This window comes from Methylobacterium sp. CM6244 (assembly GCF_054817885.1).
The window spans coordinates 4,167,241-4,190,269 of record NZ_CM139247.1 but is presented as its reverse complement, the minus strand read 5'-3'; the positions used below and the strand labels follow the sequence as shown (position 1 = coordinate 4,190,269).

Below are 23,029 nucleotides of genomic sequence, written 5' to 3'. Positions count from 1 at the left end.
TCAGGTCTCCGGTTTCGCGTCGCGCTGGCCCAGGATGACGGGTCCGGTCTCCCCGAGATCCCAGAACAGGCCCGCCATCAGCATCAGCGCCTCCCGGCTCATCGGCCCGAGCAGGTGCTCGTCCGGACCGTGCTGGAGGCAGGCCGGGTAGGAATGCGGCACCCACAGGGTCGGCAGGCCGAGGATCTCGGAAAAGGCGTCGTTGGGCAGCGAGCCACCGAGATTGGGCAGCAATGCCGGGCGCTTGCCCGTGCTGGCCTCGATGGAGGCCAGCGCCCAGCCGACCCAGGGATCTTCCACGGGAAGGCGGGTGGCGCGGAACACTTCCGAACGGGCCGCCCGCACTTCGACCATGGGGAAACCGTTGGCGTCGAGATGGGCGCGCACGGCCGGGATCAGGCCCTCCCAGTCGGTGCCGACGACGAAGCGCAGCTGCAGCGTCGCCTTGGCGTGGGGCGGCACCGCATTGAGCGGGCCGTCGGGGTCGCCGGTCTTGAAGGCCAGCACTTCGAGGGTGTTCCAGCCGAAGACGCGCTCGGCCGCATTGAGGCCGGGCTCGCCCCAATCCTCGTCGATCCTCGGCGCGGTGGGGTCGGTGCCCACCGCGATGTCGGCGAGCGCCGCCCGCACGCCCTCGGGGATCGCGGGTGGCCGCAGGGCATCGAGGAGGATCTTGCCGCGCCCGTCGACCAGGGTCGCGATGGCGTTGGCCAGCACCGTGCCGGGATTGCGCAGCAGGCCGCCCCAATTGCCCGAATGGTGGCTGCCCTCGCGCAGGTTCACGATGAGCTCGAACGTGTAACCGCCGCGCGAGCCGAGGAAGAGGGTGGGGCGCTCCGCGCTCACCCGTGGCCCGTCGGAGGCGATGAGCACATCGGCGGCGAGGGCGCGCGCCTCGGCCCGGCACAGGTCGCGCAGGCCCGGCGAGCCGGATTCCTCGCCCATTTCGATGAGGAGCTTGGTGTTGAAGCCGAGGCGTCCGCCTCTCGCCGCCATCACCGCCTCGAGCGCGCCGAGATTGATGATGTGCTGGCCCTTGTTGTCGGCGGTGCCGCGGCCGTACCAGCGGTCCCCCTCGACGACGATCGCCCATGGGTCGAGGCCGGCGCGCCATTGTTCGGGGTAGCCGCGCACGGTGTCGCCATGGCCGTAGATCAGCACGGTGGGCAGGTCGTCGCCCTCGTGCCGCTCGGCGATGAGGAAGGGGCCGTGCTCGCCGTCGGGATTGTCGAGGATGCGGCCGGTGAAACCCAGCGGCGCGATGGCGGGCATGAGGAAGTCGGACAGGTAGGCATGGAGCGCCGGCAATTGCCCTGTCGTCTGGCTCTCGGTGGGGCGGGCGACGGCATCCTGCAGGACGGCGCGGAACCCGCCTCCGTCGTAGTGGCGCGCGGCATGCGCGATCGCATCGTGTCGGGACATGGATCCACTCTGTGTCGGGTGAGAATGGGAGCCGAGGGAAGCGCTCAGCGCCGCCCCTCGGGTGCCGTGACGTCGCGCAATCCGTCGCCGAGGAGGTTGATGGCGAGAACGAGGACGAGGAGGGCGACGCCCGGGATGGTGATGACCCAGGGCTGGAAGAACATGTACGGCTTGCCCTCGGCGATCATCAGCCCCCAGGAGGGCAGGGGCGGCTGGACGCCGAGACCGAGGAACGACAGGGCCGCTTCCAGCAGGATCGCGTGCGCCATCTCCAGGGTCGCCACGACGATGAGCGCGTTGAAGATGTTGGGCAGGATTTCCTGGAACAGGATCCGAGCGTTCGAGAAGCCGGCGGCGCGGGCCGCCGCGACGAAATCCTGGTCCCGGATCTGACGGGTGGCGGCACGCGTCACCACGGCGAAGCGGTCCCAAAGCAGCAGGCCCAGCACCAGGACCACCACCTTCAGCGAGCCGCCCACCAGGGAGGCCATGGCCAAAGCCACCAGCACCACCGGCATGGCGAGGCGCGTGGTGACGACGTAGCTCACCACCGCGTCGACCTTGCCGCCGAAATAGCCGGCGCAGATGCCGAGGACGGTGCCGATCAGGCCGGAGATGCAGGCCGCCGCGATCCCGATGAGAAGGGAGATCTGGCTGCCGTAGATCAGGCGGCTGAGATAGTCGCGCCCGAGCTTGTCGGTGCCGAGCACATGGTCCCACGTCCCCTTCGCGTTCCAGATCGGCGGGATCAGGCGGCGCGAGACGTCCTGGGCATAGGGGTCGTGCGGGGCGATCAGGGGCGCGGCCAGGGCCGCGAGGACGATCCCGCCGAGGATCACGGCCCCGATCATGAAGCCGCCGTGATGGAGGCCGCGCCGGAGGGCCAGCGCCGTGGGCGAGCGCGACGCCGGCAGCGGCGCGTTCGCGTCGGGCACAGGACCGGCCTGAACCAGCAGATCGGTCGAGGGAAGGGTGGGAGCCACCGGGGAGGAGGACGGCTGAAGGGTCATTGGCGCAGCCGGGGATCGAGGAAAGCGTTGAGAAGGTCGGCCGCCAGCGTCAGGGCGATGTAGATCATCGCCAGGACGAGGACGATCGCCTGCACCACGGGGAAGTCGTTGCGGGCGATGCTCTCCCAGGCGAGCTGCCCGAGCCCCTGGAGCGAGAACACAGCCTCGATGACGATGGAGCCGCCGAGCATGAAGCCGAACTGCACGGCGGCGAGTGCGATCACCGGGATCACGGCGTTGCGGAGCGCATGCCGGATCAGGATTTTTCGCGGGGGCAGGCCCTTGGCCCGGGCGGTGCGGACATAGTCCGAGGCCAGCACTTCGAGCATGCCGTTGCGGGTGAGCCGCATCACGGCGGGCATGGCGTAATAGCCGAGCGCGATGGCCGGCAGCACGAAGTGCTTCCAGGTCGTGTTGCCCGAGACCGGCAGCCAACGCAGGTTCACTGAGAAGATCATGATCAGCGTCAGGCCGAACCAGAAGCTCGGCATCGCCTGACCCAGCACCGAGACCGACAAAGCGAGCCGGTCGATCCAGGTGTCTCGCTTCACCGCCGCCAGCACGCCGAGCGGGATCGCCACGAACAGGGCGACGGCCAGCGCCACCACGCCGAGGAACAGGGTGATCGGCATGCGGGAGGCGAGGAGGTCGACCACGCTTTCCCGGAAGTAGAAGGAATTGCCGAAATCGAAATGCAGCGCCTTCCACGCCCAGGCGGTGAATTGCGCCAGCATCGGCTGGTTCAGCCCGTACTGGACGCGGATCGCTTCGACCTGGGCGGAGGTGGCCTCGGGACCGGCAATGGCGGCGGCGAGGTCGCCGGAGAGGTGCAGCAGCATGAAGCTCGCCACCGACACCGTCACGGCAACCGCGATGGCGACGAAAATGCGTTGCAGCATGAACCTGAGCATGGGCCGGTTCCTTTGGTCCGTTACGGGTCGTGACGTTCGTCGTCCGGACGATTGTTCGGCTCTGCCGAGAGCGATCCGCGGGCTTCTCCCTCCCCCCTCTGCGGGGGAGGGTGGCCCTCGCGTCAGCGAGGGTCGGGAGAGGGGAGCGCGCTATCCGGAAGCGTCGCTCCCCTCTCCCGACCCGCTTCGCGGGCCACCCTCTCCCGCAAAGGGGAGAGGGGACGGCGCGGGCTGCATCCGCGATGAGTGAACGGGTACGCCTTCCATGAGCCGCGCTTCGCGCCTCGGATGCGACCCTTACTTCCAGCTCGCCGCGTAGAAGCGCGGCAGCTCGTCGGGCTGCGCCGTGAAGGTGAGGTCCGAGGTGAAGGCGTAGTTGGTCGAGTAGGAGAACAGCGGCAGGATGTAGGCCTGGGCCGCGATGCGCTTGAGCGCCTCGGCGTATTTCACCTTGCGCGCAGCCGGATCGGTGGCGCCGTCGCCGGCCTGGAGCGCCGCGATGGTCTCGGGATCCTTGGTCAGGTCCTCGTCACCGCCCTTGAGGTAGACGCCGGTGAAGGCCGAGACGTCGAGGACCGAGAACGAGCCCCAGGTCTGGAAGGCGATGGAGACCTTGCCGCTCCGGATCATGTCGCGCAGCGCCGCGTAGCGCAGGTAGTTGAGCCGGGCGGTGATGCCGACGGCGCGGAGATACCCGATGACGGCCTCGGCGTAGTCGCGCTCACGATAGGCGCCGAGATCGATCTCGAACCCGTCGGGATAGCCGGCCTCCTTCAGGAGCGCCTTGGCCTTGGCCGGATCGTAGGCGTAGCGCGGCACGCCCTCGTCGGTACAGCCGAACTGGTCGATGAAACAGGCCGCGTTCATGACGCGGCTGCCGCCGCGGACGAGGTTGTCGACCATCGCCTTGCGGTCGATGGCATAGGAGATCGCCTGGCGGACGCGGGGATCCTTCAGCGGCGAGTTTTCCTTCGCGCGGCCGAGCGTGTCGAATTGCAGGAAGCCGACTCGCATGGTCTCGGCGCTGAGCACGGTGACGTTGGGCGCGGCCTTGAGCTGGTCCGCCTGGTCGCTCGGCACGCGCCAGATCCAGTCGATGCCGCCGGTGACGAGTTCGGCCATGCGGCTGTCGGCATCGGGAATGACACGGAATTCGAGCTTGCCGATCTTTGGCGTGCCGATCGGGCTGCCGGGCCAATATTTGTCGTTCCGCTCCATCTTCACCCCACGTCCGTTCTCGACGCTGGTGATGCGATAGGGGCCGGTGCCGATGGGGGCCTTGGCAAAACCGTCGAGGCCGACCTTTTTGAAGTAAGCGGCCGGGAAGATCGGGGTCGGTCCGGCGAGGTATTCGAGAGCGGCCGGGAAGGCGGTCTTGAGGTGGATGCGGACGGTCTTGGCGTCCACCACCTCCGTCGACTTCATCCAGTCCACATTCTGCTTCGTCACCGTGCGCGCCTCGGGCGTCAGCACGTAGTTAAAGGTGAAGGCCACGTCCTCGGGGCCGAAGACATCGCCGTTATGGAAGGTCACGCCCTCGCGCAGGATCAGTTCGAGGGTGGTCGGGTCGACCCATTTCCAGGCGGTGGCCAGCATCGGCTGATACGCGCCGGTCTTCGGATCGCGGTAGAGCAGGGTGTCCCAGACGTTGCGGGCGAGCACGACGCCCTCGCGGGCGCTGTTGTGATACGGGCTCACGTTTTCCGGCTCGGTATCCGAGGCATAGACCAGGGTATCGTTGGCCTTGCTGGCCAGCGCCGGAACGCTGAACGTCCCCAGCAGGAGAGCGAGCGCGGCGCCTGCCGCGGGAACATGTCTGCCCATGATCCGCATTCCTTCCGCTACCGGCTGCTCGGCGGCCCGTAGCCGATCTGCACTGCCGCTTTTTTCCTCGTGCCATGGTGTTGTGCATTCCACATCGCAACAAGTAGAATTTATCGATGGTTGCCGTGCCGTTTCGGCAATGGAACATGCCTATGCAGATGTCGGGCCTGCGCTACTTCCTCGCCGTCGCCAGGACCGGGTCCATCGCGGCGGCGTCGGCGCAACTCAACGTCGCCGCCTCCGCGATCAGCCGCCAGATCGCCAATCTCGAAGCGGAGCTCGATTGCGTCCTGTTCGAGCGCCGGCCGCGCGGCATGGTCCTGAGCCCGTCCGGCGAGTTGCTGGCCCAGCATGCGCGGCAGACTCTGGCGCGGGCCGAGCAGGTCGCCGCCGAAATCCAGGAACTGCGCGGGCTGGCGCGGGGCTTCATCCGCGTCGCCACCGCGGAGGGATTCGCCCTCGACCTGCTGCCGAACGCCATCGCCGAGTTCCATGCGCGCTATCCCGGCATCCGCTTCGAAATCCAGGTTCTCCCCCCGGCACAGGTCACGCAGGTCGTGGCCGCGGGCGACGCCGATATCGGCATCACCTTCGCGCTCGCGCCGACGAACCTCGTCACGGTGTTCTACGAGGCCGTGGTGGAGATGGTCGCGCTGGCCGCCCCCGACCATCCGCTCGCCGGCCGGGCGTCGATCCGGATCGGCGAACTCCAGGCCTACCCGATCGCGATGCCGCCCCTCGACACCACGGCGCGCCTCGTCTTCGACGCGGCTTGCCGGGCGGAAGGCATCGTCATCGAGCCGACGCTGACCTCCAACATCCTCACGGCGCTGCTTCCCTTCGTCCGAAGGACGAGGGGGATCGCGCTGATGTCGCCGCTTTCGGTGCAGACGCCGGTTCGGCTCGGGGAACTGGTCTGCATCCCGATCCAATCGCAGGCGAGCCTGCGGCGCGGCATTCAGGTCCAGCTGATGCGGGACCGCAAGCTGCCGCATGCGGCGCAGGCGTTCCTGCGCCAGCTCGTGGCCGCCCTGCCGCCGGCGGAGGCCGGCGGCGCATGAACCGTCCCGATCAGCCGTTCCGGAACGTGTAGCTGTAGCCGTTCAGGGCCGGCGCGCCGCCGAGATGGGCGTAGAGCACCTTCGAGCCCTTGGGGAAGAACCCCTTCCGGGTCAGATCGATCATCCCCTGCATCGACTTCCCCTCGTAGACCGGGTCGGTGATCATGGCTTCGAGCCGCGCCGAGAGGCGGATCGCCTCCACCGTCTCCTTCGAGGGCACGCCGTAGACCGGATAGGCGTAATCCTCGTTGAGGACCACGTCGTCCTCGGTGATGTCGGGGGCACCGATCAGCGCAGCGGTATTCTTTGCGATGTCGAGCACCTGCGCCTTGGTCTGGGCCGGGGTGCAGGAGGCGTCGATGCCGATGACGTTGCGGGCACGTCCATCGGCGGCGAAGCCCACCACCATGCCGGCATGGGTCGAGCCGGTGACGGTGCAGACGACGATGTAGTCGAAGCGCAGGCCCATCTCGGCCTCCTGGGCGCGCACCTCTTCGGCGAAGCCGACATAGCCGAGGCCGCCGAACTTGTGCACCGAGGCGCCGGCGGGGATGGCGTAGGGCTTGCCGCCCTTGGCCTTCACATCCTCCAAAGCCGCCTTCCAGCTCTCGCGGATGCCGATGTCGAACCCGTCATCCACGAGTTGCGTCTCCGCGCCCATGATGCGCGACAGCAGGATGTTGCCGACCCGGTCATAGACCGCATCCTCGTGCGGCACCCAGGCTTCCTGGATCAGCCGACACTTCATCCCGATCTTGGCAGCCACCGCCGCCACCATGCGGGTGTGGTTGGATTGCACGCCGCCGATGGAGACCAGCGTATCGGCTCCGCTCGCGATGGCATCGGGCACGATGTATTCGAGCTTGCGCAGCTTGTTACCGCCATAAGCCAGGCCGGAATTGCAATCCTCGCGCTTGGCGTAGATCTCGACATCGCCGCCGAGATGGTCGGTGAGACGCGACAGCTTCTCGATCGGGCTCGGGCCGAAGGTGAGGGGATAGCGCTCGAATTTCGACAGCATGGCTTGGCAACGTCCTCGCATCAGTGAGACCCGAACGCTAGCAAAACTCCCGTGAAAGGTGCTCTCGAATGACGATGAGATGTGCCACGAAATTTCATGGTTTTCCCGGTCAAGCTTGGTATGAACCATCGTTCCTGCTGGAAATACGGAAGGTTCTTCCATGTCGCCATCGCTCGATCGGATCGATCTCAAGATCCTGCGCCTGCTCCAGGCCGATGGGCGCATGAACAATGCCGAGATCGCCAAGCGGGTGAATACCAGCGCCGCCACCTGTCACCGCCGCACGCAGCGCCTGTTCGACGAGGGCTACATCCGCGGCGTCCATGCGCGGATCGCGCCGGAGAAGGTCGGGCGGGGGTCCCTCGTCATCGTCGGCGTCGTGCTCGACCGCTCGACGCCGGAGAGCTTCGCCGCGTTCGAGGCTGCCGCCCAGGCGATGCCAACCATGCTCGATTGCCATCTGGTGGCCGGGGATTTCGACTATTTCCTCAAGATCCGCGTCTCCGACATGGCGGATTTCAACCGCCTGCACAGCGAGACCCTGATCGCGCTGCCGGGGGTGCGGCAGACGCGGACCTTCTTCGTCATGAAGGAGGTGGTGGACAATGCGCCGATGGATCTCTGACGACGAGGCTTGCGCGAAGACCTCTCGCCGCCATCGCGATCACAGCAGAGTGGAATGCATGAGCATGAATGCCGACACGTCGCCCGCCCGGGCGCTCGATACCATCCCGACGAGCGTGCGGGAGGCGCGGCTCACCACCTGGCTCAATCCCCATCTCCGGCCGGCCGCCGAATTCCTGCCGAGCCTAGCTTTCTCCCTGGCCGATGTGGAGGCGGCGGAGGCACGCTGGCGCCGCTTCGATCCGCTTTTGCGCCATCTCTTCGAGGATCTCGACACCGGGCGCATCGATTCGCCCCTGTTGCCCCTCTCCGACCCTGTGGCGCAGGCCATCACGGGTCCGACGGGCGGCGCGGTCTGGGTGAAGGCCGACCATGATCTGCCGGTCACCGGCTGCATCAAGGCGCGGGGCGGCGTCTACGAGGTGCTGGTCTATGCCGAGCGGCTCGGGCTCGAGAAGGGCCTGCTACGGCCGGGGGATTCCTATGCCCGGCTTGCGGAGCCGCAAGCCCGCGACGCGTTCGGTGCCCATACCGTCGCGGTCGGTAGCACCGGCAATCTCGGCTTCAGCGTCGGCGTCATGGCGCGGGCGCTGGGCTTCGCGGTCGAGGTCCACATGTCCCATGACGCCAAGGCGTGGAAGAAGCAGCGCCTGCGGGATATCGGCGCCCGGGTGGTCGAGCATCTGGGCGATTACGGCAGCGCGGTCGCGGCGGCACGCTCGGCCTTCGAGGGGCGGGCCGACGCCCATTTCGTCGATGACGAGAGCTCCGTCGACCTGTTCCTCGGCTATGCGGCAGCGGCCTTCGACCTGCGCCGCCAACTGGACGAGGCCGGGATCAGGGTCGATCCGGCCCACCCGCTCTGCGTCTATCTTCCCTGCGGCGTCGGCGGCGCGCCCGGCGGCGTCACGCTCGGCCTGAAGCTGCTGTTCGGCGACGCCATCCGCTGCATCTTCGTGGAGCCGGTCGCCTCGCCCTGCATGCTGGTGCAGCTCGCTGCCGGCCTGTCGCGCCCGGTGGACGTCTACGAGATCGGCCTCGACAATCGCACCGCCGCCGATGGGCTGGCGGTGGCGGGCGCCTCGATGCTGGTGGCGGGCACTGTGGGCCCGCTCATCGAGGCGGTGGTCACGGTCGCCGATGCCGACCTGTTTGCCTGGGTGAAACGCCTCTGGTCCGATCCGGGCCTGCGGCTCGAACCCTCGGCAGCGGCGGGGTTCGCCGCAATCCGGCCCTATCTCGACGCCGCCGCACCTGCGCAGGCGACGCATGTGGTCTGGACCACGGGCGGGGCGCTTCTGCCGGAGGCGGAGTTTCAGGACGCCCTGGCACGGGGATAGCGATGCAGGCCGAGGCCTATGACGGGACATGGCCTCGTTCCGGGCCATATCCCTGCCGATGCCGTCAGTTCGGGTGGAAGACCACCTTCACGCACCCGTCCTTCTTGTCCCGGAACGTCTTGTAGAGGTCGGGGCCGTCCGCGAGATTGGTGGAGCGGTGGGTGATCATCGAGGTCATGTCGATCTTCCCCTCCTGGATCAGCTTCGTCAGCGTCTCCAGGTAGCGTTTCACATGGGTCTGGCCGCTCTTCAGGGTCAGCCCCTTCTGCACGATCGAGCCCATATTGATGGGAAGCGGGCCACCATAGACACCGGGGATCGAGACGATCCCGCAGGGGCGCACGGCCTTGATCGCCTCCATGAGGACGTAGGGGCGCTCGGTCGAGGTCAGTTTCTCCTGCAGGGTGCTGATAATCCCTGCGACGCCGTGGCCGGCGGTGGCCTCCATGCCGACGCAATCGATCACGCCGTCGGCGCCCTCACCCTTGCTGATCTCCTTGATCCGCTCGAACACATCCTCCTTCATGAAATCGATGATGTCGGTGGCACCGTACTTCCGGGCGAGTTCGATCCGCTCCGGCACCGTCTCGATGGCGATGATGCGCTCGGCACCCATGATCTTGGCGGATTGGATCGCGAACAACCCCACCGGACCGGCACCCCAGATCGCGATGATCTCGCCGCCCTTGATCTCGCAATGCTCGGCACCCTGCCATCCGGTGGGCAGGATATCGGTGAGGAACAGCAGCGACTCGTCGTCGACGCCTTCCGGCGCCAGCATCGGCCCCACATCGGCCATGGGTACGCGCACATATTCCGCCTGGCCGCCGGCATAGCCGCCGGTGAGGTGCGAATAGCCGAACAGGCCGGCGGTGGTGTAGCCGAACTGCGCGGCCGCCATCTCGGCATTGCGGTTCGAGCGCTGACAGACCGACCAGTTGCCGAGCTTGCACTGGCGGCACTCGCCGCAATTGATGTTGAAGGGCACGACGATGCGGTCGCCCTTCTTGAACTTGGTGAAGCCCTGGCCGACCTCGACCACCTCGCCCATGAATTCATGGCCGAGGACGTCGCCGCTCTCCATGGTCGGCATCTGGCCGTCCATCAGGTGGAGGTCCGAGCCGCAGATGGCGCAGGACGTCACCTTGATGATGACGTCGCGCGAATCCTCGATCCGGGGATCGGGCACCGTATCGCAGCGGATGTCACCCTTGCCGTGCCAACACAGTGCTTTCATTGCGCTCTTTCGAAACCGGAATGTCAGGACGAGCCCTGGACGCGCGTGGCGCAGCAGGGCAGCGGGGTCGAACCCCGAAGCAAGGGCTCCGATCGGAAACACCCCCCGAGTCCATGAGTTCCAGAGTTCCGAGCGCGTCATCTCAAGCACAATCAAGCTTGAGCTTACACTTCAGCGAACGCCGCCGATTAAATCAGGCTATTAACATCGGCGAACGCGAGCGACGAACATAAGTTATCTCTAAATCCGGCCTCCAAAGCCAGAACCCATGCGCCAGAGAATGCGTTGTCGTCGCTGATGTCCAAGCGGCGCCGGATCGACAACATCGGATCGGCATTCCGATCATCCGGGTTGGGCCACGAGCAGCGGCGGCACGATCGCCCGACGGCACCTTCGGCCGGGATGCACTGTCTTGCATGACCTCAACGGAGGAAGCTCTCGATGACGTCCCACGACATGAAGGCCTGTATCGACGAATGCCTGACCTGCTACCGGACTTGCCTCGGCATGGTGTCGGAGCATTGCCTTCCGGCCGGCGGCAAGCATGTCGAGCCGGAGCATGTCCGCCTCATGCTGGCCTGCGCGGAACTATGCCGGACGTCCGCGCACATGATGCTCCTCGGGGTCGCGGAGCACCGTCAGACGTGTCGGGCCTGCGCCGAGATCTGCGAGGCCTGCGCGGCGAGTTGCGAGGCGGTCGGCGACATGGAGACTTGTGTCGCCGGATGCCGCCGCTGCGCCGAGTCCTGCCGGGCGATGGCGGCCTGACCGGAGCCGCGACGGCTTCAGCGGCCGAACAGCTTCGCCGTGAGCGAGGCCGGTGCATCGCCCTTATAGCCGGCCACCACCACGAGGCGGCGGATGTCGCCCCGGAGATAGGCCTGCAGGAAGCGGTTGTAATCCTTGAACACCACGCAGCCATTGGACGCGCCGCTCGGTCCGAGCATGTAGGTATGGGCGAGGATGCCATCGCGGCCGTGGATGGCGGCGCTGCCGCCCACGGGGTTGAGGCGGATGGCGCGCACTCCGTGGAACAGGGCCTCGCGCTCGGTCAGATCGTAGGTGCCGGGCGGCGTCGCCCCACGCATGCGGACATGGACGAGACGCGGGTTGTCCATGTGCTGGCCGAGGCCGGAATGGGCCTCCAGCTGCTCCCCGCTCGGCAGGGTCACCGTGCTGGTGCTGATGTCGTAGATCGCGGTCCCGCCGCCCGCCGTCGCAGGCACGCGATCCAGGGCCCGGCGCTGGCTCAGATCGATGGCGCCCGTATCGGCGGAGGCATAGGCGAGGGCGAGAGCGGGGCTGCGCTCGGGATCACGCCGGCCGAACACCGTCTCGAAGAACGACCGCTCGGCTTCCACATCCTGCCGGGCCGCGACGACATTCCGCGACGAAGGCCGGCGGGTGGCGAGGCGCGGCTCGCGGGAAAGGGGCTTCAGGTCGATGGGGCGAGGAACCGGCGCGGGCATCGGCTGGACGAGGCGAGCGGTCTGCTGGAGCGGCCGTGCCGCTGGGACCGGCGCCACGGCGGCAAGCGCGATCCCGGGTGCGATCTCGACGGGGGAGGCCTTCGGCGTCTCGAACCCGGCCACCTGCATCGGCTCCGAGGCGCGCCAGTCCGGCGTCCAGACACCCAGGGCGGGGGAGGGGTCGAGCATCCACGCGAAGCTGCGGGCGACAGCGGCGGGCTGTGCCTCGGGGACAATCTGGCGGCTCGCGAGCGGTGCCGTCGCAGCGGGAACAGGCGCGTCCAACCCGGTCAGCCGGGGAAACGTCGCGACGAACAGCGCGACGACGGCCGTCTTCAAAAGGACACGGCTGCGCGGCCGGGAACGGCGGGGACGGCGGCGATAGGTGGACGCGTCGTCGATCATGCGGGCTGTACTCGGATACGCGTACCCTGCCCGCACGCCCCTCGAAGGACCTCACCAAGCTCATGCAAGAGCCCCGCAAAGGTCACGTCGACCGGCCATGTCGTTTTAGGGAACCATCAACCTCGATGCCTCCCATTCAGCGCGAAGTTGGTTAATCACCGATAAATCGCGCGCATATTTTTTGAAGGGATGTACTGGCTGCCCGGGTCATTCCCGGTCACCCCACATGAGATCGCCCCGCCTGCCTTTCGGCGGACGGGGCGACTTCCACTAATCAGACTATCCAGTTCCGGAGGCCCACGCCTCGAAACCTTACCCCCGCGCTTTACTTGCCGCTGGGAGCGGCTCCGCTGCCGGTGGCGGCGTTACCGCCATTCGAGCCGGCCGGCGCGCCCGGCGTCGCATTGGAGGGCACGTCGCGCGTCATGCCGGGTGCGGCAGTGGAACCGGTGGTGCTGGCGCCACCACCCATGCGCTCCATGCCCTTCTCGCTGTTGCTCTTCACGCTGCCGGGATTGTTCATGTTGCCCTCGGCGCTGGCACCACCAGCAGCAGTCTGAGCGAAAGCTGCGCCGCTCAGAGAAACGGCAAGGGCGGCCGCGACTGCGAATGTCTTGATCTGCATAGTATATTTCCTCATGTCGTACGGACTTGCTCAACAACGTCCCACGCCAAGCATGGTTCACAAAATAATCATTCGCCGTTGATCGAGGATAAATACAAGATTCCCGCGAGCCGAGAGCCACGGCTCAGCTTGTACGTGCGATCGCTCGTCTTTGTCCGATGGTCCTTGCGCCATCCAAACCATTACGGCTTGGCCATGCCCCGCGGCGAGGGGACTTCGCTCTCGACAGGTGACGGAGAGCTGGCTTAAGGCCACGCCATGCCGATCCTTCGCCTCGACGCCGCCCATCGCCTCGCCACGGACACCCTGGTCCGCTGCGGGACCGCGCTCATCCAGGCGGAGAGCGTCGCCAGGGCCCTGGTGGGCGCGGAGGCCGACGGGCTGAAGACCCACGGTCTCATGCGGCTCCTCGCCTATGGCGAACAGGTGCGGGCGGGCAAAGTCGTCGGCGATGCCGTCGTCACCACCGCGCGGCCGAAGCCGGGACTGCTCGCCATCGATGCGGCCCACGGCTTCGCCTATCCGGCCCTCGACACGGCCATCGCCCTCCTGCCCGAGATCGCCCGCGAACAGGGGATCGCCGCCGCCGCCATCCGCCGTTCGCATCATTGCGGGGCCGCGGGCCGGCCGGTGGAAGCTTTGGCCGAGCAGGGCCTCGTCGCCATCCTGTTCGCCAACGCCCCCGCCTCCATGGCGCCCTGGGGCGGAACCCGGCCGGTCTTCGGCACCAACCCGATCGCCTTCGCCTGCCCGTTGCCGGGGGCAGAGCCGATCGTCGTCGATCTCTCCCTGTCGAAGGTGGCGCGGGGCAACATCATCACCGCCAAGCAGCGCGGCGAGACGATCCCCGAGGGCTGGGCCCTCGATGCCGAGGGCAACCCGACCACGGACCCCGTCGCGGCGCTCGCCGGCACCATGGTGCCGTTGGGCGACGCCAAGGGCACGGCCCTCGCCCTGATGGTGGAGCTTCTCGCCGCCGGCCTCACCGGAGCGCGGTTCGCCAGCGAAGCCACGTCCTTCCTCGATGCCGAGGGCGAGCCTCCCGCCACCGGCCAGCTCATCCTCGCCATCGATGCCACGGCCTTTGCCGGCAACGCGCTGGAACGCTTCGCCGTGATGGCCCGCTCGGTGGCGGAACAGGACGGCGCGCGGCTGCCCGGAACCCGCCGCTTCGCCGCCCGCGCCCGCGCCGCCGAGGAGGGGATCACCCTCTCCGACACGTTGCTGGCAGAGATCGAGCGGCTGTGACGCCCCTCGATCCGACCCGTCCCGCGCAACCTTCGGCCCTGACGACGGCTTGACCGCGATCACGATCGTATCGCGTCAGGCCGACTCATGACCTCACCTCCTCCGACCCCCGAACGGGCGACGCCGCGCTGGCGCAAGGCGGGCGGTCGCCTGCTGGCCCTCGTCGCCCGCCCGGTACGCCGGGCGCAGGGGACGGGCGGGACGGTGATCGAGGCCTATCGGGGCTACGGCTCGAGCAAGGAAATCTTCCTGATCGGCCGGGTCTTCCGGCAGGCGCGCCGCGACCCGGACCTCAAGGCCGACGATATCGCCGCCGACCTGCGTGACATCGCCCGGCGCATCCGCAGGCGCAAGGTCGCCGATGCGTCCGTCGTCGCGCGTTTCGGCGGAGCCGAGACGACCGCCGTGACCGACCGCGACGGCTATTTCCGGGTGAGCCTCAACCCCCCGAACGTGCCCACCGGCGAGGGCCATTGGCACGTCGTGGATCTCGAACTCGCAGCCGATCCGCCGGTGCGGGCGCAGGGGCGGGTGTTCATTCCGCCGGAGAAGTGCCGCTTCGTCGTCATCAGCGATATCGACGACACGATCATGCATACGGGCGTGGCCAACAAGCTGAAGATGCTGTGGCGTCTGTTCGTGGCCGATGCGGAGGACCGCGTCGCCTTCCCGGGTGCGGCGTCCCTGAGCCGGGCGCTGCATGCGGGCGCCACCGGCGATCAGTCGAACCCGATGCTCTACGTCTCTCGCGCCCCCTGGGGCATCTACGACATGCTGAGCGAGTTCTTCCGGCAGCACGGGATTCCGGCGGGGCCGGTGCTGTTCCTGCGGGAATGGGGCCTGTCCTGGCGCCATCCGCTGCCGCGCCGCGCCGAGGACCACAAGCGCGACCTGATCCGCCACATGCTGGCGCTCTACGGCGACCTGCCTTTCGTCCTCATCGGCGATAGCGGCCAGCACGACCCGGAAGTCTATGCCAAGATCGTCTCGGAGAATCCCGGACGGGTGCTCGCCGTCTACATCCGCAACGTCTCGCGCGATTCCTCCCGGGCCGAGCAGATCGAGCGCCTGTCGCAGGCGATCCTCGAGGCCGGCAGCAGCCTGGTGCTGGCCGGGGACACCACCATCATGGCCGAGCATGCCCTTTCGCTCGGGCTGATCGGCAAGGAAGGAGCGGACGCGATCCTGGCGGAATGCCGGTCACAGGTCATGCCGGAGACGGTGGAGCCGATCGTCATTGAGCCGGGCGACGACGCCGCCGCCCGTAAGGCTCCGGCCTGAGAGCGGGGCCGCGCCCCGTCAGTACCCGTATCCGTCATAGCCCCGGCGCGACGGGCGATAGCCGTATTCGCCCGCGCCGCCATAGGGACGGGGCGCGACGTAGCGCCGGCCGTAGGTCTGCAGATAGGGATCGAGCCGGGGATCGCGGTAATTGCCGTTGTTCACGCCGGCCGAGCGGTCGTTGCCGCTCAATGCCGAATAAGGCGAGAGTCCATCGCCACCACCACCGGTGCCGCCGCGCGCCAGGGCGGCATCGGTGAGGCCGAGGATCAATGCCGAGGCGAGCGCCGCGCGAATGAGAGTCCGAGTCATGCCGGTCTCCTGATCGGGTCAAAGTGATCACTGGAGGCAACGACGCGGTGAATCCCACGGTTCCCGGAGTGACCGGCATCAGCTCTTCTTGCGCAGCGGCCGGGTGAACAGCGATCCGGCCGGCTCGAACCCCGTCCTGGCGCAGAATGCCCGCAGGCTCTCCTCGCCGGGCGAGGCGGCGAGTTCGAGGGTCGCGCATCCAGCCGAGCGAGCGGCCTGCGAGGCCGCCTTCAGCAGGAGACGGCCGATCCCGCGCCGGCGCTCGTCCGGTCCGACCATGAGGCCGGTGATCTGGGCGACGGGCTGAGCCGCCGTCAGGGAGCGATACCAGTGCAGGACGACAAGACCGCTCGGCGGCCCCCATTCGACGGCGATGAGGGCGGTCCCGCTCCCGAGGCGCAGGGAATCCAGCCGCTCGGCCAGATCGCTCGCCGCAATGGACTGTCCCGATGCCTGAAACAGGGAGGCAAGGCCCGCCGCGTCGGCAGCGGTAGCAGCCCGGATCTCGAGCCCATAGCGGCTAGCCAAACGCGTCTCCGGTGGATGTCACTCGGACATCCATAGACCACCGGCGGAAAACTCGGGACATCCCGTCTCGTCGCGCGACCCGTCCGCGCGGTCATGAAGACGGACGGAGCGGCGCACCATCGGCGCACCGCTCCGTCCATCCGCCACGCCTCGCTTGGGGGCAGTCGGAGCGCAGCGGATCCGTTTCGCGCCGCTCTGTTTCTGGATGATGTCCGGCCCTCGCCCGACCCGCCGATTCAGCGGTCGCAGCCGATGCAGATGTCGCGGACCACACGGTTGCGCATCGGGCCGGTCCTCTGGTTCGGAAGCTCGCCGCTGAAAGCATGGAGCTGCGGTCGCGCAGGAGGCTCGGGATGTCGGACGGGCTCACTCGGGCTGGCGTTCGCCGGCGGCGCGGGCGGTGTGAGCGCCATGTTCTGAGCGGCACAGGGGCCCGACGATGCGAGCGCGGCCCCCAGGATACCGGCCCCGTAGATCCATCTCGACATGGTCAAGCCTCCCCTACCACCGTCAACGCAGCGGCGGGGCTTGGGGTTCACACGGATGATGGCGCAACGAGGCAAAAGAGAACCGGGCGGGTCAGCCCGTGCCGGCATTCGCCGCGAGCCAGTCCATGAGCCCGGACAGGGAGCGGAAATCGGCGACGGCATGGACGGCCGCGTCCGGCATGGCGTCCCGCCCCATGGTCGCCAGGGCATGGCCGGGGCCGAGTTCGAGCACGGCCCGCGCCCCGGCCTCGCGGATGCCGTCGAGACAGGCCGCCCAATCGATGGTCCGCGAGATCGCTTCGGCCAGCTTGTCGAGCCCTTTGGCGGCGTCGAAGACCGGGGCACCATCGAGACCGCTGAGGAGGCGAGGCGGCGGCGACGGGCCGAGGCGAGACGGCGTCAGGATCTCGGCCCGCGCCACCTCCGCGTGAAACCGCGCACTGGCCGCCGCCAGGAGCGGCGTATGCGAGGGTGTATGGACCGGCAGAACCACCGCCCGCGCCGCCCCCGAGGCGAGAGCCCGAGCACAGAGCGATTCGAGATCGGCCACCGCCCCGCCGGCGACGACGCTGTCGGCGGCGTTGAGGATGGCGAGATGGCAGCCATGCTCCTCGACCAGGGCCGTCACGCGCGCGCGCGACAGGCCGCGAAGGCCCGCGAGCCCGTAGCCCGGCCCGCTGGCCTCATCCATCGCCTCGGCCCGTGCGGCGGCCAGATGCAGGATCGAAGCGGGCGAGAACCGCCCCGCGCAGCCCCAGGCAGCGAGATCGCCGATACTGTAGCCGGCAAGGACCACACGACCGGGATACCTCTCCCGTAGGACGCTCCATGCGGTGAGGCCGGCGACGCAGCACAGGATCTGACCGGTGCGGTTCCCGTGCAGGGCCGGGCCGCCCGTCCGGGCGAAGTCGCGCGGGTCGGCGCCGAGGAGGGGCGTCGCCGCCGCGAAGATGTCCTGCGCGGCGGGATGATCGGCCATGAGATCGAACATGGCGGGATTCTGCCCGCCCTGGCCCGAGAGCAGGACCGCGAAACTCATGCCGCCTCCATTCCGTCGACGAACAGGGTCATGGCGAGGAGGTCGGCGCTGCCGCCGGGGCTTAGGTTTCGGGCGACGAAGGCCCGGTGGACGGCCTCCGCTTGTGCCCGCCAATCGTCCCGCGCGACGCCTCCCCCGGCGAAGAAGGCGGTGGCCGTGGCGCGGGCGAAGGCATAGCCCGCCTCGCCGCCGCGATGGAGCAGGTTGGTATCCTCGAGATGGGCGATCAGGGCGAAGCAGGTCTCGACGCGAGCCGCCTCCTCATCGCCGAGGCGGAGATGCCGCGCCCGGCGCAGGGCGGGCAGCCCAATGGCGTAGAGGGTCGGAAATCCGGCCGCAGCCTCGGCGGGCGCGCCGCCGATTCCGTAGCGCCGCCGCGCCGCCGCTCCCGGCGCATGGAGCAGGACGGGTCCGGCGAGGATCGCGTCGCCGTAGCGCTCGCTCACGTGACGCCCGAGCGCTCCCGGCGGCAAGCGGCAGGCCGTGTGGGCGAGGGCGCCCGCGGCAGCGGTGAGCAGGCCGAGGCCGAAGATGGCGCCGCGATGGGTGTTCACCCCGCCCGTCGCCTCCCGCATGGCGGTTTCGGCCTCGATGCCGATCTGGCGCAGGGTGGGCATGCCGGCCCCTGCGGCTCCGGCATCCGCCAACTCGGCGAAGTAGGGCAGGAGGGCCGTGGCACTGGCGCGAAAGGTGCCGGCATCCATGTCGGTATGGCTGCCGCGATCCACATGGCTGACGAGGCCCGGCTTCGGATAGGTCTCGACTTCGAGGCGCAGGGACTCGACCGCGCATTCCGCGATGTCGCCGGGGCTGAGCGGAATCCGGGCGTCCCTGACCGGAGAGCGGGCGTGGGCGATCATGACGCCGCCTCCCGGAGGAACGACGCGGCGGGGCGCAGGGCGAGGCTCTCACGCCCCTTGCACAGGACGGTTCCCCCCTCGGGCGCATCGAGCAGTTCGCGCCAGTTGATGCCGGCCCGGTCGGGCAGGACGATCTCGCCATCGAGACGCATCGGCGCGCCCGCCTCGATCCGTGCGAGGCCCTGCAGAAAGCGAGGATCGACCCGGCCAGAGACCGGCCAGAGCAGGTCGAGATCGGAGCCCGACCCGAGATAGGACAAGCCGGTCAGTGCCTGCCACAGCAGGCTTCCGAACACATTTGGCACGAGGCGGCACTCGCGCCCGAGGGCTAGCACCTCATCGACCACCGGCCACCACGCCTCCGGCGCGGTCATGCGCGCCCGCTCCAAGGCGACCGGTGCAAGCCGGCTCGCGGCGGCGGCCGGCAAGGCGAGGCCGATCCGGCGCTTGCCGGCGGAAGGCGGCAGCGGCAGGCCGGCGGGGATGTGATCCGCAGGCTCGCCGGGATCGCGGCGGCGGACGATGACCGGCCAGCCGCGACGGGCCCATTCGGCGAGATGGGGAACGCCGTCGAGATCCTGGCGGCCGGCAAGGAGGCGCGCCCAGGATGCCGGGTCGACGCGCAGGAGGTCGTGGCGGGCCAGACCCGACGCCTCGTCCTCAGTCACGGCGTGCCACGTCGCCCGTCGCCGCGCGTACCACACGCCTGGCGATGTCCTGCGCCATGAGCCGCCCGCCGCGCTCCTGGCCGAGGGCATCGCGGCCATCCGTTGTGGAACTCCCGGCGATGAGGGCTTCGATCTGGGGACCGAGCGGTGCCGTGGGGTCGAGCACGGCATGGACCGCCCCGGCCTTCACCATGTTGTCGAGGCCGGGCGCGAAGACGGAGGTGGATGTCGCCATCTCTTCCAGCCGTTCGAGGGGGAGCTTCGTGACCCGCGCCACCGAGGCCAGGTCCATCACGCTCGGATGGGCGCCGGGCAGGGCGGCGAGCACCCGTGTCGCCAGGGCGGTGGCGATGAAGGCACCGGCCGCCGTGTGCCCGTAGACCAGGCCGATCGTGGGGTGGCCGCTGGCATCGGCGAGGAGCAGCGCCTTGGCGAGATGGGCGAGATATTCGTTGAGGCCGAGCAGCTCGTCGCGGCGACTCATGCGCTGGCTGTCGGAATCCACGGCGACGAGGATCGGCGTCTCGCCGCCCCGGCGCACCACATCGAGAACGCGCCCGGCTAGAAGACAGGCCCCCTCGATCCCGAGCGGCGTGTTGCCGTCGATCCCGACGACCGCGAGACGACCTGCTCCGAAAGGCCCGTCGCCGCCGATGAGGCCGTCCACGACCTCGACACCATGCCCCTCGGGAAACAGCGAGGCCAGGATTTCAGCGAGCGTCATGGGGCGCCTCCGGCAGTCGGGCGAGAAGGGCGTCGAACCGGTCCGTGTCCAAGCCCGGCACGGCGGCCGGATCGTTCACCCCGAGGCGGCCCCAGATCTCGGTGGCGTCGCGGGCATCGCCGAACCGGTCGAGGCGAGCCTCGAGGCGGGCCTGTTCGGCCTCCAGGGTGGCGAGATCGAAGGCCGGCGCCTTGCCGATCTGTTGGCGGGCGGCATCGCGAAACGCGCGGATCGTATCGTCCGCGAAAGCGTCCGCTCCGCCGATGAGGCGGCGGTGCTTTCCGCCCATGGTGCGCCAGACCAGCGCCCGGTCGCGGGAATCGAACTCCTCGGCTCCCCTGTTGGTCTCGATCACCTCCGGGCCGGAGACGCTGATGCGCCCGCCCTCCGAGACCACGAGGCGCGAGCAGGTGCCGGCGATGAGGCCGCCGCCGCCGTAGCAGCCGGCGCGCCCGCCGATCAGCCCGATCACCGGCACGCCGGCCCGGCGCAGATCGGCGATGGCCCGCATGATCTCGGCGATGGCGGTCTCGCCGGCATTGGCCTCCTGCAGCCGGACGCCGCCGGTATCGAACAGGATCAACACCGCCGCCGGCTTCACCTGGAGGGCCGCCCGCAGCAGGCCGACGAGCTTCGCGCCATGGATCTCGCCGAAGGCCCCGCCCATGAACCGGCCCTCCTGCGCGGCCAGGAGGACGAGCGAACCGTCGAACCTCCCGCGTCCCACCACGATGCCGTCGTCGAAGGCGCGCGGCAGGTCGAAGGCGGGCAGGTGCGGGCTCATCACCCGCTGTTCGGGGCCGAGGAACTCCTCGAACGTGCCGGGATCGACGAGGGCGTCGAGGCGGGCGCGGGCGCTGGCCTCGTACCAGCTCTGGTCGAGGGGATCGGCGGAGAGGGAGACGGGGCTCATCGCCATCACACGGCCTCCATCAGCCGGGCGCCCTGGAGCAGGCGCAGGGTCACGGTGTCGGGCCGTGCCCCGCCATCGTTGATGGTGATGCGCAGGCCGCCGGGCTGTCGGCGCGCCACGAAATCGGAGACCACCGCCTCCCAGACCGGTCCGTAGCCGTTGATCGCGGTATCGATCTCGACGGTGCATTCGTCGGGCGCGAGACTGCGCTCCATCAGCACTTCGAGGTTGCCCGAGGCGACCACGCCGGTGATCGCCTGGGCCTTGGTGCCAGGCAGGGGCTTTGCCGTCCGATGCCGGAAGGTCAGCTTTTCCATGGGGGCGCTCCCTCACCAGTTCCGGAACTTGGCCGGCGGCTCGTAGAGGCCGCCCGACCAATGCACGAGGTCCTTGATGGACCGTGCCGCAAGCAGAGAGCGGTCGGCGTCCAGGGGATCGATGCCGAGATCCTCCGGCCGGCGAATGATGCCGCGCGCCCGCAGCGCCTCGACCATGGCTTGGTCGCGGCCCCGCCCGACATCGGTGTAGCCGGCGACCCCGCGGATCGCCTGCTCGCGCTCGTCCAGGGTCCGGCACAGGAGCAGGTTGGCGATGCCCTCTTCCGTGACGATGTGGGTCACGTCGTCGGCGTAGACCATGACGGGAGCGAGTTCGAGATCGAGCTTGCGCGCCAGTTCGAGAGCGTCGAGCCGCTCCACAAAGGCCGGGACCAGCTTGTCGCCGAAGGTCTCGACCAGCTGCACCACGAGCTTGCGGCCCCGGCGTAGCGCCGGATCGCCGGTGCCGCCGGCCTCCTCGCCGGCCTTCATCCAGGGGTCCGAGGGGTGACGCCTGCCATGGGGATCGGAGCCCATATTCGGCGCGCCGCCGAACCCCGCCACCCGGTTGGTGGTGACGGTGGAGGAATTACCCTGGAGATCGATCTGCAGGGTCGAACCGATGAAGAGATCGCAGGCATAGAGCCCCGCCGTCTGGCAGAAGGCGCGGTTGGAGCGCAGGCTTCCGTCGGAGCCGGTGAAGAACACGTCCGGCCGCTCGCGGATGTAGCGGTCCATCCCGACTTCCGAGCCGAAACAGTGGATCTGCTCGACCCAGCCCGATTCGATGGCCGGGATCAGGCTCGGATGCGGGTTGAGTGCCCAGTGGGTGGCGATCTTGCCCTTCAGGCCGAGCCGCTCGGCGAAGGTCGGCAGCAGCAATTCGATGGCGGCGGTGCCAAAGCCGATGCCGTGGTTGAGCCGGCGGATGCCGTATTCGGCGTAGATCCCCTTGATCGCCATCATGGCCATCAGGATCTGCGTCTCGGTGACCGCCGCCGGATCACGGGTGAAGAGCGGCTCCACGTAGAACGGCCTGTCGGCCTCTACTACGAAATCCACCCGGTCGCCGGGGATGTCGACACGGGGGACCCGGTCGACGATTGCGTTCACCTGCGCGATCACGACGCCGTTCTTGAAGGCGGTCGCCTCCACCACCGTCGGCGTGTCCTCGGTGTTGGGGCCGGTATAGAGGTTGCCGTCACGATCCGCCGAGACGCCCGCGATGAGGGCGACGTTGGGTGTGAGATCGATGAAGTAGCGCGCGAAGAGTTCGAGATAGGTGTGCACCGCGCCGAGCGCGATCTGCCCGCCATAGAGCATCCGGGCGATGCGAGCGCCCTGCGGCCCGGAATAGGAATAGTCCAGGCGCCGGGCGATGCCCTGCTCGAAAATATCGAGATGCTCGGGCAGCACGATCCCGGACTGGACCATGTGCAGGTCGTGGACGCGCGCCGGGTCGCAGGCGCTCAAGCCCCTCGCGAGACAATCCGCCTGTTTCTGGTTGTCGCCTTCGAGGCAGACCCGGTCGCCCGGCAGCAGCACCGCTTCCAGCAGGTCGACCACCGCCGAAGCGGACACGACCTTGCCCTCGGCATGGGCGCGGCCGCGCTCGATCCGCGCGTCCCTGGCATTCCGCTGCACCCGCCAATCGGCCATCCGATCCGCCTCTCGTCATCCGGCCCCGCATCGGCGGCGACCG

General features: G+C 68.7%; 24 protein-coding genes. 6 read left to right on the top strand and 18 right to left on the bottom strand.

What is annotated here, in order from left to right; all coding sequences use genetic code 11:
* The 4 genes from ACYQML_RS19690 to ACYQML_RS19675 all read right to left on the bottom strand — a co-directional run bounded on the left by ACYQML_RS19690 (position 1) and on the right by ACYQML_RS19675 (position 5,176).
* On the bottom strand, positions 1–1,422 hold the full coding sequence (locus ACYQML_RS19690) for a M20 family metallopeptidase (protein ID WP_461227637.1): 1,422 nt from the start codon (positions 1,420–1,422) through the stop codon (positions 1–3).
* A gap of 44 nt (positions 1,423–1,466) precedes the next feature.
* Positions 1,467–2,432 carry an ABC transporter permease gene (locus ACYQML_RS19685; protein WP_419953683.1) on the bottom strand — a complete coding sequence of 322 codons (966 nt, stop codon included), beginning with the start codon at positions 2,430–2,432 and terminating at the stop codon, positions 1,467–1,469.
* Positions 2,429–3,343: an ABC transporter permease gene (locus tag ACYQML_RS19680; RefSeq protein WP_461227636.1), complete on the bottom strand. Its 915-nt coding sequence runs from the start codon at positions 3,341–3,343 to the stop codon at positions 2,429–2,431. The genes ACYQML_RS19685 and ACYQML_RS19680 overlap by 4 nt, the downstream gene beginning before the upstream one ends.
* A gap of 297 nt (positions 3,344–3,640) precedes the next feature.
* Positions 3,641–5,176 carry an ABC transporter substrate-binding protein gene (locus tag ACYQML_RS19675; RefSeq protein ID WP_461233782.1) on the bottom strand — a complete coding sequence of 512 codons (1,536 nt, stop codon included), beginning with the start codon at positions 5,174–5,176 and terminating at the stop codon, positions 3,641–3,643.
* 143 nt (positions 5,177–5,319) lie between these two features.
* Here ACYQML_RS19675 and ACYQML_RS19670 point away from each other — a divergent pair, with 143 nt between their 5' ends.
* On the top strand, positions 5,320–6,228 hold the full coding sequence (locus ACYQML_RS19670) for a LysR family transcriptional regulator (RefSeq protein WP_056427151.1): 909 nt from the start codon (positions 5,320–5,322) through the stop codon (positions 6,226–6,228).
* A gap of 10 nt (positions 6,229–6,238) precedes the next feature.
* Here ACYQML_RS19670 and ACYQML_RS19665 read toward each other — a convergent pair whose 3' ends face one another.
* A complete protein-coding gene (locus ACYQML_RS19665) occupies positions 6,239–7,249 on the bottom strand; it encodes a 1-aminocyclopropane-1-carboxylate deaminase (RefSeq protein WP_461227634.1) in 1,011 nt (336 codons plus the stop codon).
* 160 nt (positions 7,250–7,409) lie between these two features.
* Between ACYQML_RS19665 and ACYQML_RS19660 the strand changes: the two genes are divergently transcribed.
* Entirely contained in the window at positions 7,410–7,874 is a 465-nt protein-coding gene (locus ACYQML_RS19660) for an Lrp/AsnC family transcriptional regulator (RefSeq protein ID WP_056146793.1), read from the top strand.
* A 58-nt stretch (positions 7,875–7,932) separates the two neighbouring features.
* A complete protein-coding gene (locus ACYQML_RS19655; protein WP_461233781.1) occupies positions 7,933–9,213 on the top strand; it encodes a D-serine ammonia-lyase in 1,281 nt (426 codons plus the stop codon).
* A gap of 64 nt (positions 9,214–9,277) precedes the next feature.
* On the opposite strand, the gene ACYQML_RS19650 is transcribed toward ACYQML_RS19655, so the two are convergent.
* A complete protein-coding gene (locus ACYQML_RS19650) occupies positions 9,278–10,450 on the bottom strand; it encodes a zinc-dependent alcohol dehydrogenase (RefSeq protein WP_207411930.1) in 1,173 nt (390 codons plus the stop codon).
* 441 nt (positions 10,451–10,891) lie between these two features.
* On the opposite strand from ACYQML_RS19650, the gene ACYQML_RS19645 reads away from it, so the two are divergent.
* Positions 10,892–11,218 carry a four-helix bundle copper-binding protein gene (locus ACYQML_RS19645; protein ID WP_461233780.1) on the top strand — a complete coding sequence of 109 codons (327 nt, stop codon included), beginning with the start codon at positions 10,892–10,894 and terminating at the stop codon, positions 11,216–11,218.
* A gap of 17 nt (positions 11,219–11,235) precedes the next feature.
* Here ACYQML_RS19645 and ACYQML_RS19640 read toward each other — a convergent pair whose 3' ends face one another.
* Together ACYQML_RS19640 and ACYQML_RS19635 are read right to left on the bottom strand one after the other, a co-directional pair.
* Positions 11,236–12,324, bottom strand: coding sequence for a DUF2778 domain-containing protein (locus tag ACYQML_RS19640; RefSeq protein WP_461227631.1), 1,089 nt, complete (start codon positions 12,322–12,324; stop codon positions 11,236–11,238).
* A 325-nt stretch (positions 12,325–12,649) separates the two neighbouring features.
* The gene (locus ACYQML_RS19635; protein WP_056427171.1) at positions 12,650–12,949 is read right to left on the bottom strand and encodes a hypothetical protein; all 300 of its coding nucleotides are present in this window, start codon (positions 12,947–12,949) and stop codon (positions 12,650–12,652) included.
* Positions 12,950–13,207: 258 nt separating this feature from the next.
* On the opposite strand from ACYQML_RS19635, the gene ACYQML_RS19630 reads away from it, so the two are divergent.
* Both ACYQML_RS19630 and ACYQML_RS19625 read left to right on the top strand, forming a co-directional pair.
* Positions 13,208–14,197, top strand: coding sequence for an Ldh family oxidoreductase (locus tag ACYQML_RS19630; RefSeq protein ID WP_461233779.1), 990 nt, complete (start codon positions 13,208–13,210; stop codon positions 14,195–14,197).
* An 87-nt stretch (positions 14,198–14,284) separates the two neighbouring features.
* A complete protein-coding gene (locus ACYQML_RS19625; protein ID WP_461233778.1) occupies positions 14,285–15,478 on the top strand; it encodes an App1 family protein in 1,194 nt (397 codons plus the stop codon).
* A gap of 18 nt (positions 15,479–15,496) precedes the next feature.
* Here ACYQML_RS19625 and ACYQML_RS19620 read toward each other — a convergent pair whose 3' ends face one another.
* The 10 genes from ACYQML_RS19620 to mdcA form a co-directional block, all read right to left on the bottom strand.
* Positions 15,497–15,790: a hypothetical protein gene (locus ACYQML_RS19620; RefSeq protein ID WP_056427179.1), complete on the bottom strand. Its 294-nt coding sequence runs from the start codon at positions 15,788–15,790 to the stop codon at positions 15,497–15,499.
* A 78-nt stretch (positions 15,791–15,868) separates the two neighbouring features.
* Positions 15,869–16,318 carry a GNAT family N-acetyltransferase gene (locus ACYQML_RS19615; RefSeq protein WP_461227628.1) on the bottom strand — a complete coding sequence of 150 codons (450 nt, stop codon included), beginning with the start codon at positions 16,316–16,318 and terminating at the stop codon, positions 15,869–15,871.
* A gap of 236 nt (positions 16,319–16,554) precedes the next feature.
* Entirely contained in the window at positions 16,555–16,806 is a 252-nt protein-coding gene (locus ACYQML_RS19610) for a hypothetical protein (RefSeq protein ID WP_311276803.1), read from the bottom strand.
* Between the two features lie 91 nt (positions 16,807–16,897).
* Entirely contained in the window at positions 16,898–17,845 is a 948-nt protein-coding gene (locus ACYQML_RS19605; RefSeq protein ID WP_461233777.1) for an ACP S-malonyltransferase, read from the bottom strand.
* Complete coding sequence (gene mdcB / locus ACYQML_RS19600; RefSeq protein WP_461233776.1) at positions 17,842–18,705, bottom strand: triphosphoribosyl-dephospho-CoA synthase MdcB; 864 nt, start codon at positions 18,703–18,705, stop codon at positions 17,842–17,844. Before mdcB ends, ACYQML_RS19605 begins: the two co-directional genes overlap by 4 nt.
* Positions 18,702–19,373 (bottom strand): malonate decarboxylase holo-[acyl-carrier-protein] synthase, encoded by a 672-nt coding sequence (mdcG, locus tag ACYQML_RS19595; RefSeq protein WP_461233775.1) that lies wholly within the window; start codon positions 19,371–19,373, stop codon positions 18,702–18,704. Before mdcG ends, mdcB begins: the two co-directional genes overlap by 4 nt.
* Positions 19,366–20,097 carry a biotin-independent malonate decarboxylase subunit gamma gene (gene mdcE, locus ACYQML_RS19590; protein WP_461233774.1) on the bottom strand — a complete coding sequence of 244 codons (732 nt, stop codon included), beginning with the start codon at positions 20,095–20,097 and terminating at the stop codon, positions 19,366–19,368. Before mdcE ends, mdcG begins: the two co-directional genes overlap by 8 nt.
* Positions 20,084–21,016, bottom strand: a complete 933-nt coding sequence (locus tag ACYQML_RS19585) for a biotin-independent malonate decarboxylase subunit beta (protein ID WP_461233773.1) — start codon at positions 21,014–21,016, stop codon at positions 20,084–20,086. The genes mdcE and ACYQML_RS19585 overlap by 14 nt, the downstream gene beginning before the upstream one ends.
* Positions 21,016–21,327: a malonate decarboxylase acyl carrier protein gene (gene mdcC / locus ACYQML_RS19580; RefSeq protein ID WP_056427204.1), complete on the bottom strand. Its 312-nt coding sequence runs from the start codon at positions 21,325–21,327 to the stop codon at positions 21,016–21,018. Before mdcC ends, ACYQML_RS19585 begins: the two co-directional genes overlap by 1 nt.
* A 12-nt stretch (positions 21,328–21,339) precedes the next feature.
* The gene (gene mdcA / locus ACYQML_RS19575; protein WP_207411943.1) at positions 21,340–22,986 is read right to left on the bottom strand and encodes a malonate decarboxylase subunit alpha; all 1,647 of its coding nucleotides are present in this window, start codon (positions 22,984–22,986) and stop codon (positions 21,340–21,342) included.
* Positions 22,987–23,029 lie beyond the last annotated feature (43 nt).